Origin of the sequence: Rhodococcus sp. ACPA1 (assembly GCF_002300195.1) — a bacterium.
Lineage (GTDB): Bacteria > Actinomycetota > Actinomycetes > Mycobacteriales > Mycobacteriaceae > Rhodococcus_F > Rhodococcus_F opacus.
Genome location: NZ_NSDX01000001.1, coordinates 335207 through 351208 on the forward strand (window position 1 = coordinate 335207; position 16002 = coordinate 351208).

17 protein-coding genes are annotated in these 16002 nt (G+C 68.0%); 9 read left to right on the forward strand and 8 right to left on the reverse strand.

The genetic code is table 11. The features are described 5' to 3' along the window. A complete protein-coding gene (locus CJ177_RS01430; RefSeq protein ID WP_025432110.1) occupies positions 1 to 1455 on the reverse strand; it encodes a wax ester/triacylglycerol synthase domain-containing protein in 1455 nt (484 codons plus the stop codon). A 124-nt stretch (positions 1456 to 1579) separates the two neighbouring features. Between CJ177_RS01430 and CJ177_RS01435 the strand changes: the two genes are divergently transcribed. After that, a complete protein-coding gene (locus CJ177_RS01435) occupies positions 1580 to 2023 on the forward strand; it encodes a GNAT family N-acetyltransferase (protein ID WP_095867147.1) in 444 nt (147 codons plus the stop codon). Positions 2024 to 2073: 50 nt separating this feature from the next. Beyond that, positions 2074 to 2568: a DUF2505 domain-containing protein gene (locus CJ177_RS01440; protein WP_095867148.1), complete on the forward strand. Its 495-nt coding sequence runs from the start codon at positions 2074 to 2076 to the stop codon at positions 2566 to 2568. A 3-nt stretch (positions 2569 to 2571) separates the two neighbouring features. Here the strand turns inward: CJ177_RS01440 and soxR are convergent, their stop codons facing one another. Further along, positions 2572 to 3051: a redox-sensitive transcriptional activator SoxR gene (gene soxR / locus CJ177_RS01445; protein ID WP_005238718.1), complete on the reverse strand. Its 480-nt coding sequence runs from the start codon at positions 3049 to 3051 to the stop codon at positions 2572 to 2574. Positions 3052 to 3093: 42 nt separating this feature from the next. Then, on the reverse strand, positions 3094 to 3624 hold the full coding sequence (locus CJ177_RS01450) for an FABP family protein (protein WP_005238719.1): 531 nt from the start codon (positions 3622 to 3624) through the stop codon (positions 3094 to 3096). Positions 3625 to 3733: 109 nt separating this feature from the next. On the opposite strand from CJ177_RS01450, the gene CJ177_RS01455 reads away from it, so the two are divergent. After that, positions 3734 to 4951, forward strand: a complete 1218-nt coding sequence (locus tag CJ177_RS01455) for an arginine deiminase (protein ID WP_005238720.1) — start codon at positions 3734 to 3736, stop codon at positions 4949 to 4951. A gap of 11 nt (positions 4952 to 4962) precedes the next feature. On the opposite strand, the gene arsC is transcribed toward CJ177_RS01455, so the two are convergent. Next, the gene (gene arsC / locus CJ177_RS01460) at positions 4963 to 5319 is read right to left on the reverse strand and encodes an arsenate reductase (glutaredoxin) (protein WP_005238721.1); all 357 of its coding nucleotides are present in this window, start codon (positions 5317 to 5319) and stop codon (positions 4963 to 4965) included. An 87-nt stretch (positions 5320 to 5406) separates the two neighbouring features. Here arsC and CJ177_RS01465 point away from each other — a divergent pair, with 87 nt between their 5' ends. The 4 genes from CJ177_RS01465 (at position 5407) to CJ177_RS01480 (ending at position 8727) form a co-directional block, all read left to right on the forward strand. Then, on the forward strand, positions 5407 to 6090 hold the full coding sequence (locus CJ177_RS01465; protein WP_095867149.1) for an NAD(P)H-binding protein: 684 nt from the start codon (positions 5407 to 5409) through the stop codon (positions 6088 to 6090). A 58-nt stretch (positions 6091 to 6148) separates the two neighbouring features. Next, a complete protein-coding gene (locus tag CJ177_RS01470; RefSeq protein ID WP_095867150.1) occupies positions 6149 to 6523 on the forward strand; it encodes a GntR family transcriptional regulator in 375 nt (124 codons plus the stop codon). 50 nt (positions 6524 to 6573) lie between these two features. Then, the gene (locus tag CJ177_RS01475; RefSeq protein ID WP_061700358.1) at positions 6574 to 7005 is read left to right on the forward strand and encodes a DoxX family protein; all 432 of its coding nucleotides are present in this window, start codon (positions 6574 to 6576) and stop codon (positions 7003 to 7005) included. 90 nt (positions 7006 to 7095) lie between these two features. Beyond that, positions 7096 to 8727: a BCCT family transporter gene (locus tag CJ177_RS01480; RefSeq protein ID WP_373560036.1), complete on the forward strand. Its 1632-nt coding sequence runs from the start codon at positions 7096 to 7098 to the stop codon at positions 8725 to 8727. Positions 8728 to 8789: 62 nt separating this feature from the next. On the opposite strand, the gene CJ177_RS01485 is transcribed toward CJ177_RS01480, so the two are convergent. Beyond that, positions 8790 to 10298: a dolichyl-phosphate-mannose--protein mannosyltransferase gene (locus tag CJ177_RS01485; RefSeq protein WP_095867437.1), complete on the reverse strand. Its 1509-nt coding sequence runs from the start codon at positions 10296 to 10298 to the stop codon at positions 8790 to 8792. A 74-nt stretch (positions 10299 to 10372) separates the two neighbouring features. Between CJ177_RS01485 and rsmI the strand changes: the two genes are divergently transcribed. Further along, entirely contained in the window at positions 10373 to 11203 is an 831-nt protein-coding gene (rsmI, locus tag CJ177_RS01490; RefSeq protein WP_095867151.1) for a 16S rRNA (cytidine(1402)-2'-O)-methyltransferase, read from the forward strand. Positions 11204 to 11217: 14 nt separating this feature from the next. Here the strand turns inward: rsmI and CJ177_RS01495 are convergent, their stop codons facing one another. Genes CJ177_RS01495 through CJ177_RS01505 form a run of 3 tightly spaced genes read right to left on the reverse strand, consistent with a single transcriptional unit; the run spans position 11218 to position 15007 of the window. After that, positions 11218 to 12453 (reverse strand): DUF2786 domain-containing protein, encoded by a 1236-nt coding sequence (locus CJ177_RS01495; protein WP_043943668.1) that lies wholly within the window; start codon positions 12451 to 12453, stop codon positions 11218 to 11220. A 47-nt stretch (positions 12454 to 12500) separates the two neighbouring features. Further along, the gene (metG, locus tag CJ177_RS01500; protein WP_005238729.1) at positions 12501 to 14060 is read right to left on the reverse strand and encodes a methionine--tRNA ligase; all 1560 of its coding nucleotides are present in this window, start codon (positions 14058 to 14060) and stop codon (positions 12501 to 12503) included. A gap of 53 nt (positions 14061 to 14113) precedes the next feature. Further along, positions 14114 to 15007, reverse strand: coding sequence for an SDR family oxidoreductase (locus CJ177_RS01505; RefSeq protein WP_061042730.1), 894 nt, complete (start codon positions 15005 to 15007; stop codon positions 14114 to 14116). A gap of 35 nt (positions 15008 to 15042) precedes the next feature. Between CJ177_RS01505 and CJ177_RS01510 the strand changes: the two genes are divergently transcribed. Beyond that, complete coding sequence (locus tag CJ177_RS01510; protein ID WP_005238731.1) at positions 15043 to 15885, forward strand: TatD family hydrolase; 843 nt, start codon at positions 15043 to 15045, stop codon at positions 15883 to 15885. Positions 15886 to 16002: the final 117 nt, after the last annotated feature.

Genomic DNA, 16002 nt, shown 5'->3' on the forward strand with positions numbered 1-16002 from the left:
TCACCCGCGGCCCAGTTCGACGATCTCGTCGAGACTCTCCTGCAGGCACGACATGAACCGCGCCGGCTCGGTGACGGCGGCGGTGTCGAGATTGACGCCGATGCAGCACGTGCCGACGTGGGAGACGAGGGTGGCCATGACCGCGCAGCCGGGGGCCGGGCCGAACGGGAACATCCGCTCGATCCGGGCGCCCGCCAGGTACACGGGCACGGGGACACCGGCGACGTTGCTGGCCTGTAGATCGAGACCCGTCGACTGCGAGAGGTACCAGTTCGCCAGCACCACTGTCGGAAGCCGGACCAGGAGCGGGGCGGCTGAATCCAGCAGTCCGAGTGCGGGTTCCTGGCGCAGCCCCAGGATGATCGCGCGCACCTTCTCGATCCGCGCGACGGGGTCGCGCTCACCGACCGGTCCGGCGAATCGGGCCGCGGCGAACCGGTTGCCGCCCGTGGGATCCGACGCCGAACGCATGCTCACCGGCATGCCCACCGGAATCGTGTCGAGGTCGTGGCCGAACGATTCGTGATAGCGGCGGAAACCGCCCAGCAGGGCGGCCACATACGCGTCGTTCAACGACCCGCCGGCGACGTGAGCGGCGGAACGCAGCTCGTCGACACTCACCTCGAGCACCCCGAACCAGCGTCCCAGTCCGCGGTCGCGGAGCAGGTCCGAACCCGTGGTCGAGGGAGGGGTCACCACCCTGCGGATGGAGTTCGCGTAACCGGCGACCTCCGTGACACTGCCCACCGGGTCGCCGACGACGGTCATCGCCGTCCGCACCGCGCCCCGGATCAGGCCGCCGAGACGACCGGGGGCGCTGCGCACGTTGTCGAGTGCCTGCTCGAACAGGGCGCCGCCGCCCGACATCTGCTCCGGTAACGGTGCAGGCCGATCCGGTTTGTCCGGCGACGGTTCGGGGCGCCTGCTGTGCAGCAGCGTCATCAACTGGATGCCACCGAGACCGTCCGTGATGCTGTGGTGCGTCTTCACCACGTAGACGGCGCGGCCGTCGTCGAGTCCCTCGATGAGCATCGCGCTCCACGGCGGCCGGGCGCGGTCGAACGGCTCGGTCGCCATGTGCCTGCACATCCGCAGCGCGTGGTCGAACGTCGCCGGCTCCGGCAGGCGCACCCGCGACAGGTGATAGTCGAGATCGAACTCGGGGTCGACGGACCACATCGGGTTGCCCAGCCGCAACGTCGGCTCCACCACCCGCATCCGGATGCGCGGCACCATGTGCGACGCCCATTCGTGGGCGCGCACCAGCCGGTCCCAGTCCGGCGGTTTGTCGAGCACGTCGACCGCGACGATCGGTGAGCGCAGCTTCGGCTGCACCTCCTCCATCCGCCACATCCCGGTCTCGAAGTCGGACATCGTGCGGTCCGCTCCCCAGGCGACGTCGGAGAAATCCACGTCGACGGCACTCGGCGGTATCAGAGGTTCGCCGTCGGCCATGCCCACCCTCATTCGGTTACTCGAGTTGCCCTCAGCTGCTGCTTTTCCAGTGTGGACCCGCCCCGCAGATCGCGTCCCTGGTTCCGGCGGATTGCGCACCGGACTTTCTGTCTAAGGTGAGGACGTGCCGACTCTCCACCACGCGACGCTCGACAGGATCGACCCGGCCACGCTCTACCGGATCATGGTGCTGCGGACCGACGTGTTCGTCTTCGAACAGGGCATCGTGTCGGAACCCGAACTCGACGGACGCGACCTCGAACCGACCACCACCCAGTTCTGGGCGGAGGAGGACGGCGAGGTTCTCGCGACACTGCGGGTGCTGGCCGACGAACCGACACTGCACCTCGGACGCGTCGCCACCGCCGCCCCCGCCCGGGGGCGGGGACTCGCGGGACAGCTGCTCGAAGCCGTGTTCGAGGCGTTCCCGGGACCCATCGAGATCTCCGCCCAGGCCTACCTCGAAAACTGGCACGGCCGCTACGGGTTTCGCAGAACCGGCGAGAACTACCGCGAGGCCGGTATCGACCACCTGCCGATGAGGCGCTCCGCGCCCGTGCGTGGTTGACGAGTCCGTGGACTCCTTCACCACGCACGGAGTTGTCGTAGGCTGCCGTCATGGCGAAAAGCTTCGACTACTCCGAAGAGATCGCGTACCCACTCGACCGGGTGCACGCGACGGTGACGGATCCGGCGTTCTGGCAGCACCGGTTCGAAGAGGCGCCGGAGAAACTCACCCTCGACGACAGCCGTGGCCCCGGCACGCTGACCGCGACGATGCGCGACACCATCGGCGCGTCCTCCCTCCCCGGGCTGGTCCGCAAGGTCGTGTCGGGTGAGCTGAAGGTCGAGCGCGCCGACGAGTGGGGTGCCCTCGACGGCGACCACGCCGACGGCCGGGTCAGTGGCAGTTCCACCGGCATCCCGGTGAAGATCGAGAGCACGGCGGTGCTCCGCGCATCCGGCGACGTCACCGTCCTGCGCCTCGCCGGATCGGTGCAGGTCAAGATTCCGCTGGTCGGCGGGCAGATCGAATCCCTGGTCAGGAAGCTCGTCGGCGACATGGTCGGGCAGGACCGCGACGCGATCGAGAAGTGGCTCGGCGACCACTGACGCTCACACTCCGGACGCCGGGCGGTCGAGTTCGACGTCCAGCGTGCGGGCACCCGGCCCCGCCGTGCCCAGCCGGTCGTGGGAGTTGACGATCGCGCAACTCCCCAGCGACAGACACCCGCAGCCGATGCAGCCGGTCAGGTTGTCGCGGAGCCGGATCAACTGCTCGATCCGCTGATCGAGATCCGCATGCCACCGCGTCGAGAGCTTCTCCCAGTCCTTGCGGTTCGGCGTGCGGCCCTCCGGCAGGGTCGCGAGGGCCTCCCGGATCTCGGCGAGCGGAATCCCGACCCGCTGGGCGATGCGGATGAACGCCACCCGCCGTAGCGTGTCCCTGCGATAGCGACGCTGATTGCCGGACGTCCGCCTGCTGGTGATCAGCCCCTCGCGCTCGTAGAAGTGCAACGCCGACACCGCCACGCCACTGCGCTCCGACAGCTGTCCCGGCGTCAGTTCCTTGGCTCTCCACTCGGGCATCTCCACGACAGGCAACCTTTCACGCGGTTACCTGAACAATACTCGAGGTCAGTCGCGGCGGAGATGTCCGTGCAGGTGGTGTGTGAGCGGAGTCAGGTCGTGCGCCATCCACAGGTCGTACGTGAGGTCGCCGCCGCGCACCGACAACTGTCGCCGGATGCTGTGCACCGGTTTCGCGTCCGGCGACGCGCTCAGCGCCACCATCGACAACTCGATGGTCCCCTCCCGGATCTGACCACGGTGGATCTCGGTGAATCCGGTCGGCTGGGCCACGAGCAGTTCCGCCTCGTCCTCGGCGACGAGCCGCAGGAACCCGGACTCCGAGTGCAACGGCCGACCGCTGCCCGCCTCCCGTGTCCGAGACCGGTACGCCAGGAACGGTTTACCGGTGGGGGCGAATTCGATCTCCTCGGTGTACGCGAAGTTGTCGATCGTCGGGTACGCGCCCTCGCCCTCGCCGCGCCAGAGACCGGAGAACGGCGCCAGGGCGGAGGGAACAGACGGAAGTGGGGGCGTGTTCGCAGACGAACTCGCCGCCGCATCCGAGTGCGCCGGCGAGAGAGTCGAGTTCTCGTCCATGAGAGATACCTCCGCCGTTTCACGGTACTCGCCTGCGGCGCCGAGGGACACGGTCGGCCGCGAAGCGTTTGAGCGTGCCTGCCGCGCCCTCCGGCATTACCGTCTAGACATGAACGCGTCCGGTTCTGCACCGCTGGGGGCCAACTCCGAAGTCGGGCAGCTGCGTGCCGTCCTCCTGCACCGGCCCGGGGACGAACTGAAGCGGCTCACGCCCCGCAACAACGACCAACTGCTCTTCGACGGACTGCCCTGGGTCGACCGCGCGCAGGAAGAGCACGACGCGTTCGCGGACCTCCTGAGCAGCCGCGGCGTCGAGGTCCTGCTGCTGTCCGACCTGCTCACCGAGACACTCGGCACCAGCGGCGCCGCGCGCATACAGGGCATCGGCGCGGCCGTCGACCCCCGCAAACTCGGGCACACCCTGGCGCAGGAACTGGCCGCGCACCTCCGCGGTGTCCCGGCCCCCGAACTCTCCACCATCCTCACCGCGGGGATGACCTTCGACGAACTTCCCGTCGCGGCCAACACGGCGTCGCTGGTCCGGCGCATGCACCACGGCGGCGACTTCGTCATCGACCCGCTGCCCAACCTGCTGTTCACACGGGACTCGTCGTTCTGGATCGGACCCCGCGTCGCGATCACGTCCCTCGCCCTGCCCGCCCGCGTCCGCGAGACGTCCCTCACCGACATCATCTACGCCCATCACCCGCGTTTCCGTGGCGCCCGGCGCGCCTACGAATCCCACACGGCCCCCGTCGAAGGCGGCGACGTCCTGCTCCTCGCACCGGGAGTCGTCGCCGTCGGAGTGGGGGAGCGCACCACACCGGCCGGCGCCGAGGCGTTGGCGCGCAGCGTCTTCGAGGACGAACTGGCACACACCGTGCTGGTGGTGCCCATCGCGCAGGCCAGGGCGTCGATGCACCTCGACACCGTCTGCACGATGGTCGACCACGACGCCGTCGTGATGTACCCGATCATTCAGGACACGCTGTCGGCGTTCACCATTCACCGCGAGGACAAGGGCGTGTCGATCCGCGGAGCCGATCCGTTCCTGACCGCCGCGGCCGAGGCCATGGGCATCGGCAAACTGCGCGTCATCGACACCGGACTCGACAACGTCACCGCCGAACGCGAGCAATGGGACGACGGAAACAACACGCTCGCACTCGCACCCGGCGTCGTCGTCGCGTACGAACGGAACGTCGAGACCAACGCCCGGCTCGAGGCGTCGGGCATCGAGGTACTGCGGATCGCCGGTTCCGAACTCGGCTCGGGTCGCGGTGGACCCCGCTGCATGTCCTGTCCGGTGGCCCGCGACCCGCTGTAGGCGCGAAGCGCCTAGAGGACCTCGCGGACCTTCTCGGCCGGGCGGGCGAGGACGGTGCCCTTGTCCGTCACGACGATCGGTCGCTCGATGAGGATGGGGTTGTCCACCATCGCCTCCAGCAGTTCGTCCTCGGACGCCTCGGCGAGCGCGAGCTCCTTGAAGACGGCCTCCTTCTTACGGATCGCCTCGCTCGGCTTCAGCCCGGCGTCGTCGAGAAGTTTGCGCAACCCGTCCCGCGAGGGCGGGGTCTCGAGGTACTTCACGACGGTCGGCTCGATGCCCGCGTCCCGGATCAGACCGAGGACGGTGCGGGACGTGTTGCATCGCTGGTTGTGGTAGATGGTCGCGGTGTTCGCCATACCCGACATTCTGCACCGGGGAACAAACGCGCCCGCAGGGAGCGCTGAACCTGGGGTAGTAACTCGTGAATAGTCGACGAAAGAGGGAGATCGATCATGGCCGAGCACAGGGACGCGACTCCGCGGCGAATCGTCATTGCCGGTGGACACGGGAAGATCGCCCGTCACCTCATCAAGATTCTCACCGCGCGCGGTGACCGTGCGGTCGCGCTGATCCGCAACCCCGATCACGAGCACGAGGTGGCGGCGCTCGGCGCCGAACCGGTGGTGATCGATCTGGAGACGGCGAGCGCGGACGACGTGGCGAAGACGCTCGTCGGTGCGGACGCCGCGGTGTTCGCCGCGGGCGCAGGCCCGGGCAGCGGTATCGCCCGCAAGGACACCGTCGATCGCGGGGCCGCGGTTCTCCTCGCGGACGCCGCCGAGAAGGCGGGAACGCGGCGATTCGTCCAGATCAGTTCGTTCGGGGCGGGGGAGCCGATCCCCGAGGGCACGGACGACGTGTTCGCCGCCTACCTCGTCGCGAAGACGGCCGCCGAGGAAGACCTGCGCGCCCGCACCCACCTCGATTGGACGATTCTCCGCCCGGGCGGTCTGCTCGACGACGACCCGACGGGTCACGTCACGCTCACCGCGCCGCCACTCGAGCGCGGCACCGTCACGCGCGCCGACGTCGCCGCAGTGGTCGCGGCGCTTCTGGACCACCCGGAGACTGCGAAGAAGACGCTCATGCTGACGTCCGGTCCGACAAGGATCGCGGAGGCCGTCGCCGCGGTGTAAGCATTGCGGCGCCGCAACCGCGCAACTACGGTCTGATACAACGCGTGGAACAACGGAGGTGGCGCCGGCCGTGGACATCGACATCGATCCGGATTCGTCGACCGCCCCGTTCGACCAGTTGCGATTACAGATCATCGAGCAGGTGCGCAGTGGGCAGCTGATCGCGGGAACGAAGATCCCCACAGTCCGCGCGCTCGCCGTCCAGGTGGGTCTCGCACCGAACACGGTCGCCAAGGCGTACCGGGAACTCGGCGAGCAGGGTGTCATCGAAACCCGGGGCAAGCAGGGCACGTTCATCGCGAGCGGCGGTGACCCCATTCGCGCCGGGGCCGAGAAGGCCGCAACAGGGTATGTGCAGGAACTGCGGAAGCTGGGAGTGTCCGACGAGGAGATCCTCGGCTTCGTGCAGTCCGCTCTCCGCGGCGCCGAATGAGGTCGGCGCCGTCTCCAGAAGGTGTGACCCCAGAAAGGTAGACGCTCGGTATGGCTTCCGCACTCTTCCGCGACCTCGCACTACTGATTGCCCGGATCGGACTCGGCGTCGTCTTCGTCGCGCACGGCTGGCAGAAGTTCTTCGACTACGGAGTGAAGGCCACACAGGCGTCGTTCGCCGACATGGGCGTCCCACTGCCCGACATTTCGGCTGTTGCGGCCGCCACTATCGAACTCGCGGGTGGATTTGCTCTCATCGTGGGAGTGGCCACACCGATCGCCGGAATCCTGCTGTTTCTCGACATGCTCGGAGCGCTGATTCTGGTGCACGCGGACAAGGGTGTCTTCATCGCGAACGGAGGGTACGAACTCGTCGTCGCACTCGGCGTCGGGTCGCTGCTTCTCGCCGTGATCGGTGCCGGACGCCTCAGCATCGACGGGCTTCTCGGAAGAGGCTCGGGATGGGGAAAAACCGCAGCGTAACGATACTGTCGACTGGGTCTCGATTCGGTGTGAAGCGGTGGGCTAGCTTGCTTTTACCATCGAAAATGACCAACGTAGTTGTTCATGGCAATGAATACTGATCTGCCTGATCAAGGTTCCGAGACCGCTGACGCGAGCGTCGGCGGAGGGCTCAAACGGGTCGGTGTTCGCACCGACCGCGTCGTGTTCTCCGCCGCTGCCGCCGCGGTCTCGGCAATCGTCGTCTGGGGGCTCGTGGCCCCCGACAATCTCGACTCCACGACAGGTAAGGCACTCGACTGGCTGGTCACCGACATGGGCTGGTTGTTCGTCCTGTCGGCGTCCGGGTTCGTCCTCTTCTCACTGTGGCTCGCGTTCAGCAAGTTCGGTCAGATTCCGCTCGGCAAGGACGGCGAGCAGCCCGAGTTCCGGACGGTCAGCTGGATCGCGATGATGTTCAGCGCCGGCATGGGCATCGGACTGATGTTCTTCGGTGTCGCCGAACCGCTCGCGCACTACGTGACACCCCCTCCGGGTTCGAACGGTGGCATCGGAACTGCGATGGCCACCACCATGTTCCACTGGAGCCTGCACCCCTGGGCGATGTACGCGGTTGTCGGACTGTCGATCGCGTACGGCTCGTACCGGAAGGGTCGCAAGCAGCTGTTCAGCTCCGCATTCATCCCGCTGCTCGGCCGCCGCGCGGAGGGGCCGATCGGTAAGTTCATCGACGTCCTCGCCATCTTCGCGACGCTGTTCGGCACCGCCGCTTCGCTGGGCCTCGGCGCACTGCAGATCGGTTCCGGCTTCCAGGTCGTCGGGTGGATGTCGCAGGTCAGCACGTTCCTGCTGGTCGCCATTGTCGCCCTGCTGACCCTCGCATTCGTGGCGTCCGCCGTGTCGGGTGTCGCCAAAGGAATCCAGTGGCTCTCCAACACCAACATGGTGCTCGCCGTCATCCTGGCCCTGTTCGTGTTCGTCGTGGGACCGACGGTCCTGATCCTCAACCTGCTGCCCACGACGATCGGCGCTTACGCCGCGCAGCTCGCGCAGATGTCGGCCCGCACCGGAGCGTCGTCCGATCCGGCGACCGGCGAATGGTTGTCCTCGTGGACCATCTTCTACTGGGCGTGGTGGATCTCCTGGACCCCGTTCGTCGGCATGTTCCTGGCACGCATCAGCCGCGGCCGCACCATCCGCCAGTTCGTGGTCGGCGTGATCGTGGTGCCGAGCGCCGTGAGCCTCGTGTGGTTCGCGATCTTCGGCGGCGCCGGAATCAGCGAGCAGCGTGACGGAATCGACCTCGCCGGGCAGGACACCCAGGAGGGGCAGCTGTTCGGCATGCTCAATCACCTGCCGCTCACCGGCATCACCACCGTCCTGGTGATGATCCTCGTGGGGATCTTCTTCGTCTCCGGCGCCGACGCCGCGTCGATGGTGATGGGCACCCTGTCGCAGCGCGGTTCGCTGGAACCGCAGCGCTGGGTGGTCGTGTTCTGGGGTGTGCTCACCGGAGGCGTGGCCGCGCTCATCCTGTGGACCGGCGGCGACACCGCGCTCGACGGCCTGCAGACGATGACGATCATCGCCGCGGCGCCGTTCGTCATCGTGATGATCGGGTTGTGCTTCTCGCTCTACAAGGATCTGTCCCGCGACCAGATGATCGTCGACGGCCGGGAGATGCGGAGAGAGATGCGGAGGGTGGCGGCGAAACGTCGTCGCGACCGGATCTCGTCCCGCTAGAGAAACAGTCTGCGAGCCGCTCGGTGTCCCACGGGACCCGGGCGGCTCGACTCATTCCGGGGTCAGCGCCAGCTGGGAAGCCACAGTTGGTGCTGCCACGTGTCCGGGGTGATCGGGACGGCCGTGAGGATCGGCCACAACCAGATGAAGTTGGCGACCACGAGCCCCACATAGAGGCAGACGGCGAGCAGGCCTGTGGTGCGGCGTTCGAACGACGCCTTCGCGCTTCCCAGGATGTCACCCAGGACCAGCGCGAGACCCATCACCATGAACGGCGCCAGCGCCACCGCATAGAAGTAGTACATCTGGCGGTCCAGGGTGGTCAGCCACGGCAGGAACGCGGCGCCGTAGGCGGTGAGGACGGTGGCGTACCGCCAGTCCTTCCGCACCACGGTCTGCCACAGCGCCCACGCGAGCATCGGCAGTGCCAGCCACCACATGGCGGGCGTCCCGATGAGCATGACGGCCTTGACGCAACTCGACGCTCCGCAGCCGGTGACGTGATCGCCCTCGGCGAAGTAGTACAGCATCGGGCGCAGACCCATCGGCCACGTCCACGGCTTCGACTCCCACGGGTGATGATTGCCCGCCGAATTGGTGAGGCCTTCGTGGAACTCGAGGACGTTGCCGCTGTAGTACCACAGCGAGCGGAGCGCGCCCGGCACGAACGACCAGGGGCCGCCCGTCCCGATCTCGTTGCCCACGGCATGCCGGTCCACGCCGGTCTCGCTGGCGAACCACGCCCAGTAGCTGGCGAGATACATGAACAGCGGCACGACGACGAGCGCGTACAGCGCCGGGCCCACGTCGCGGACGCCGGCACCGAACCACGGGCGCCGCACCCCGTAGGCGCGTCGGGCCGACACGTCGAATGCGACGCTGAGCAGCCCGAAGAACACGATGAAGTAGACGCCCGACCATTTGGTGCCGCACGCCAGACCCAGCATGATCCCGGCGCCGAATCGCCACCAGCGCACACCGAGGCGTGGGCCCCAGTCGCTGTCGCCGATCCGGCCCTCGTCGTATACCCGGGCCATCCGCTCGCGGACCTGGTCGCGGTCCACGATCAGGCAGCCCAGAGCGGCGACGGCGAACAGTGCCAGGAAGATGTCGAGCATGCCGAGCCGGGAGGACACGAACGTGACGCCGTCCGCGACCAGCAGGATCCCGGCGAGGCCGCCGATCAGAGTGGATCGGGTGAGCCGGCGGACGATGCGGATCACCAGGAGGACCATGATCGTGCCGGCCACCGCGGAGGCGAAACGCCAACCCCAGCCGTTGTAGCCGAAGATCGCCTCGCCCATTGCGATCAGCTGTTTGCCGATCGGCGGATGCACCACCAGTCCGTAGCCGGGGTTGTCCTCGAGCCAGCCGCCGGTGAGCACCTGCCAGCCCTGCGGCGCGTAATGCTTCTCGTCGAACACGGGAGTGCCCGCGTCCGTCGGGTATCCGAGCATCGTGAACCGGGTGATCGCCGCGATCGCCGTCACGAACAGCGTGACCACCCAGCCGCGGGCGCGGTCGACGGGACCGAAGTCGGGGGGAGGCACGAGCGGCGCCGGTCCGACCATGGACGGCTGTCGTGCGGAGGGCGTCGGTCGCTCGTCCGTCAGCATCGTCACGCCGCAATCGTAGGCTGTGGGTCATGACTGGTCGCCTAGTGCTCGCCGCAACGCCGATGGGGGACGTGGGTGACGCCTCGCCGAGGCTGCGTACGGCGCTCGGGACGGCCGACGTCGTCGCCGCCGAGGACACCCGCCGCACCAAAGCCCTCGCCTCCGCTCTCGACGTGACGATCACCGGCAAGGTCGTCAGCTTCTACGACCAGGTCGAGACGGCCCGGCTGCCCGCCCTCGTCGCCGACGTCGCGTCCGGCAAGACCGTTCTCCTCGTCACCGACGCCGGCATGCCCTCGGTCAGCGACCCCGGGTACCGGCTGGTGTCGGCGTGCGTGGCCGAGGATCTGGCGGTGACGTGCCTGCCCGGACCGTCGGCGGTCACGACGGCGCTCGCGCTGTCCGGGCTGCCCGTCGAACGGTTCTGCTTCGACGGCTTCCCGCCCCGGAAGCAGGGCCAGCGCAAGACGTGGTTGCAGGCACTGGTCGCCGAGCAACGCGCCTGCGTGTTCTTCGAGGCGCCACATCGGCTCGCCGACTGCCTGGCCGACGCGGTCGAGGTGCTCGGTGGAACCCGCCGCGCCGCCGTCTGCCGGGAACTGACCAAGACGTACGAGGAGGTCCGCCGCGGCACCCTCGCCGAACTCGCCGAGTGGGCCGCCGACGGTGTCCGCGGCGAGATCACGGTGGTGGTGGAAGGTGCCACGCTCGTTGCGTCAGACCCCGCCGACCTCGTCGACGAGGTGGAGCGACTCGTCGCGGACGGCACCCGGCTCAAGGACGCGTGCGCGCTCGTCGCCACCACCGGTGTGTCGAAGCGGGAACTCTACGAAACGGTGCTGGCCTCCCGGAAGGACTAGGCGGCCTGCGAGCGCTACCGCCGGAGGGCACGCTCCCCGGGAGCCAGCGAGGCGTCGTCGGCGGCCGCCTGCCCGGCGTACCAGCCGTTGGCGTCGACGGCCCTGCCGCGCGCCTTCTTGGTACGCGGAAACAGACGGTCGAACTCGGCGTCGACGGCCTCGGACTTGGTGGCCAGAATCGGCAGCAGATCGTCGACCGGGATCGACGCCTCGTCGGCGGCCTCGGCCGTGGCCCGGCTGTCGGCGTCGCGCAACCGCTGCCCGATGCGACTGGCGAAGCCCGCGAGGAAACCCTTGCGGAACGACGTGGTCCGTGAACCACCGCGACTGTCGGCGTCCGCGAATTGCATTGCGCGCGTCGCCTGCACGAGCAGCGACGTGAACAGCATGTCGACCTGCTGGAGGTCGAGGGGGGTTCCGACCACGGTCGCGATGGCGAGGGAGCTGAACCACACGGCGCGCACCCGGTTGGAGTCGCCGATCTCGGTGAGAAGGTGGACCTTCTCCTTGACGTACGGATTCTCCAGATGGATGCGGCGACTGTGCACCGCCGTGTTGCCCGCCCCGTTCTGAGTGTGGAGGAGAGCGGAGTTGATCGCGTAGCGCGTCATCAACTCCTGCGCCTTCGCGGTGAAGATCTCCGCCTCCTCCGCGAAATCGGTGGCCTCGGCCTTCGCGAGCAACCCGCGGATCCTGTTGAGCACCTTCGCGTCGGCCTCGGTCTCACCCGGCACCGCCGCGGCCGGGTCGGCGACCCGCACGACTGGCCACGTCGACGGCGGGGGAGCGAGCACCGTCCAGCCGGGCAGGTTCGTCCACGTCAGCGACAGGTCGGTGAGCTGGTAGACGGAGTGGTACGGGTCTTCGAACAACAGTCCGGCCGCGAGCGCCCGAACGTCGGGACCGTCGACCGGAACCCGCCCCGCCAGGTGCGACGCGCCCGGGTACTGCTCGCCGATGGTGCGGAGTTGCTCCACCCAGTCCCGCGGCGCCCGGTGCGCGGCGCGCGTGCGCTCCGCCTCGTGCAGCACCAGCGCCGCCGCCAACGCTGCGTCGGACGGCTCCTTCGATCTCCGCGCCAGATGCACGACGTCGGCGGGCTGCCATCCACGCTCGTACGCGGCCGACAACTCACCCATCAGGGTGTGGACTGCCGCCGCGGCCTGAGGGCTCACTTCGTCGTCGAACACGCGCGCTCCGTTCCCGAATCCACCGTGAGGAGATCGAATGTATGTTCTATTCGGCGTCATGGGGAGAGTGTGCATGCGGGGTCCGACAAAAACGGACCCCGCGTGGATCAGTCCTCCACGTAACGCGGGAACACGCCCGACGGCGCCGGCAACGGGGTGCCCGCCACGATGCGCGTCGGAAGGTCGCTGAACTGCCGCGCGTCTGCCTTCTGGCCCAGTAGGTCGAGGATCTTCTCCGCGGCGTCCGGCATCACCGGCTGCACGAGGATGCCGACGATCCGCACCACTTCGAGCGTCACGTACAACACCGTCGCCATCCGCTCCGGATCCGTCTTCCGCAGAACCCAGGGCTCCTGCTTGGAGAAGTACCGGTTGGTCTCGCCGAGAACCGACCAGATCGCCTCCAGCGCGAGATGCAGTGCCTGGACGTCGTATTCGGCGCGAACCCGCACGAGCAGCGCATCCGCCTGCGCGAGCATCGCCGCGTCGTCCTCGGTCAGCTCGCCGGGGGTCGGGACCTGGGCGTCGCAGTTCTTCGCGACCATCGACAGCGACCGCTGCGCGAGGTTGCCGAGCTCGTTCGCCAGGTCGGCGTTGATCCGGGTGACGATGGCCTCGTGGCTGTAGCTGCCGTCCTGGCCGTAGGAGATCTCGCGGAGCAGGAAGAAGCGCACGGCGTCGAGGCCGTACTGCTCCACCATGGCGACGGGGTCGACGACGTTGCCGACCGACTTCGACATCTTCTCGCCCTTGTTGTAGAGGAATCCGTGCACGAAGACGCGCTTCGGCAGTTCGATTCCCGCCGACATCAGGAACGCCGGCCAGTAGACGGTGTGGAACCGGGTGATGTCCTTGCCGATGATGTGCAGGTTCGCAGGCCAGAACTTGCCGAACTGCTCGGAGTCGGTATCGGGGTATCCGGCGCCGGTCAGGTAGTTGGTGAGCGCGTCCACCCACACGTACATCACGTGCTCGGGATGCTCGGGGACCGGAACGCCCCAGTCGAACGTCGTGCGGGAGATCGACAGGTCCTTCAGTCCGCCCTTGACGAAGCTGACGATCTCGTTGCGCCGCGTCGCGGGCGCGATGAAGTCGGGGTTCTCCTCGTACAGGCGGAGCAGCTTGTCCTGGTACTCGGACAGCTTGAAGAAGTACGTGGACTCCTCGGTCCACTCGACCGGGGTGCCCGTCTCGGTGGACAGGCGTGAACCGTCGTCCTGCAGCGTGGTCTCGGCCTCGGTGTAGAACGCCTCGTCGCGGACCGAGTACCAGCCCGAGTACGTGTCGAGGTAGATGTCGCCGTTTGCGAGCATCTTCTGCCAGATCGCTTTGCTGGCTTCTTCGTGATCGGCGTCCGTGGTGCGGATGAACCGGTCGAAGGAGATGTTCAACGTCTTGTCCATGGCCTCGAACACGTCCGAGTTCCGCGCGGCGAGCTCACGGACGTCGATGCCTTCCTTGGCCGCCGTCTGCTGCATCTTCAGGCCGTGCTCGTCGGTTCCCGTCATGAAGTAGACGTCGAACCCGTCCAGACGCTTGAAGCGTGCGAGGGCGTCGGAGGAGATGTACTCGTAGGCGTGGCCGATGTGCGGGACGCCGTTCGGGTACGCGATCGCCGTCGTCAGATAGAAAGGTGGCCGCGAGGCGGTGGAATCAGCAGCATTCATGGTGCGACCACTCTATCTGCGCGCCGCCGTTTCGTGACGCGCAGATTCGGGTTCTAGGCCGGTCCGGTGCCGTCCTCGTCGGTGACGGTGCGTGACTCGTACGCCGCGCGGGCCGACTTGTTCGTGGACCTGACCTGGTCGGGAACCATCCGGCGGATCGCGAAGTCGCGGGCGAACTGCGGAAAGACGGTGACCAGCCGGGCCAGCGGACCGACGTACCGGGGGATGGTGACCTCGAACCGGGGCCGGTGGATCACCGCGACGACGGTCTTCGCGACGTCGGCCGGTGTCAGCAATTTTGCCGCGCCCGTCGCGGTGCCGGCCGCGAGTTCGGTGTCGACGACACCGGGCATGATCACCGAGATCTGCACGCCCGACCCGCGCAGCTCCTCGCGGACGCCGGTCAGGTAGCCGAGGACGCCGTGTTTCGTCGCGGCATACGTCGACTCGCCGGGTGGCGCGACCTTGGACGCTACCGACGCCACCGTGACGATCTGACCGTGGCCGCGCGCACGCATCGCCGGCGCCGCCAGTCTCACTCCGCGGATGACCCCGTGCAGGTTCACGGCGAGCTGCCGATCCGTCGCGGATTCGGGTTCCTCGTCGAACTTCCCGACCCACATCACGCCCGCATTGTTGACGAGCACGTCGATCGGGCCCCAGTGATCCCCGACGGCCGTGAGGAATGCCGCGAACGACCCGGTGTCGGTGACGTCCAGTTCGAGGCCCTCCACCGTTCCGCCCGCCCGGCCGAGTTCGTCCGCGGTCCGGCGGGCCGCGGCGCCGTCGACGTCGCCGATCGCGACCCGGGCGCCGGCCAGTGCCAGCTGTCGGGCGATCTCCCGCCCGATTCCTCTCGCACCGCCGGTCACCGCGATCACGCGGCCGTTCATCGAGCTCGAAGTCATGGACACGGCTCCCTCCCCGTCGGGGAGAAAGTACCGCATGTGACACGTGCGGCGGCGGCGTCGACAATGTCCGCATGAGCAAAGACCGTCCCGCCCCGGAAGCCCCTGCGCCGCTGTTCCCGCTCGTCGATTCGCACACCCACCTCGATGCGTGTGGCGCCTCGGACGCCGCGAGCGTCACGGCGATCGTCGACCGGGCCGCCGCGGTGGGGGTGGAGCGGGTGGTCACGGTGGCCGACGACCTGGCGGCCGCGCAGTTCGCCGTCGACGCGGCCCACTGGGATCCCCGTGTCTATGCGGCCGTGGCCATCCACCCGACGAGGGCGAACGTGCTCGACGACGTGACCAGGGCGGAGATCGAGCGACTCGCCGGCGATCCCCGGGTGGTCGCGGTGGGGGAGACGGGACTCGACTTCTACTGGCCCGGGAAACTCGACGGCTGCGCCACGGTCCCCGAGCAGACGGAGGGCTTCCGCTGGCACATCGACCTCGCGAAGCGGCTCGGCAAGACGCTGATGATCCACAATCGGGAGGCCGACCAGGCGCTGCTGCAGGTGCTGCGCGAGGAGGGTGCGCCGGAGACGGTGATCTTCCACTGCTTCTCCTCGGGCGCCGAGATGGCGCGCGAGTGCGTCGACGCCGGTTACGTCCTCAGCTTCTCCGGTACCGTCAGTTTCAAGAACGCGAAGGCATTGCGGGAAGCGGCCCCACTGGTGCCGTCGGATCAGCTGATCGTCGAGACGGATGCGCCGTTCCTCACCCCGCACCCGTTCCGGGGCGCCCCGAACGAGCCGTACTGCCTGCCGTACACGGTCCGGGCGCTCGCCGAGATCCGTGGCGAGGATCCGGACGACCTGGCGAAGGCGTCCACCGCGACCGCCGAGCGCGTGTACGGCCTCCGGCCCGTGAGTGGTTAGCGAGTCCCTGGACTCGTCGAGCGCGCACAGGGCCGAAGGCCCTAAGTTGAAGTTTCAACTTAACCACTTTAGGATCGTTGCCTGTTCAACCACTGGTCGTCCCGGTCGCGCGGGGAC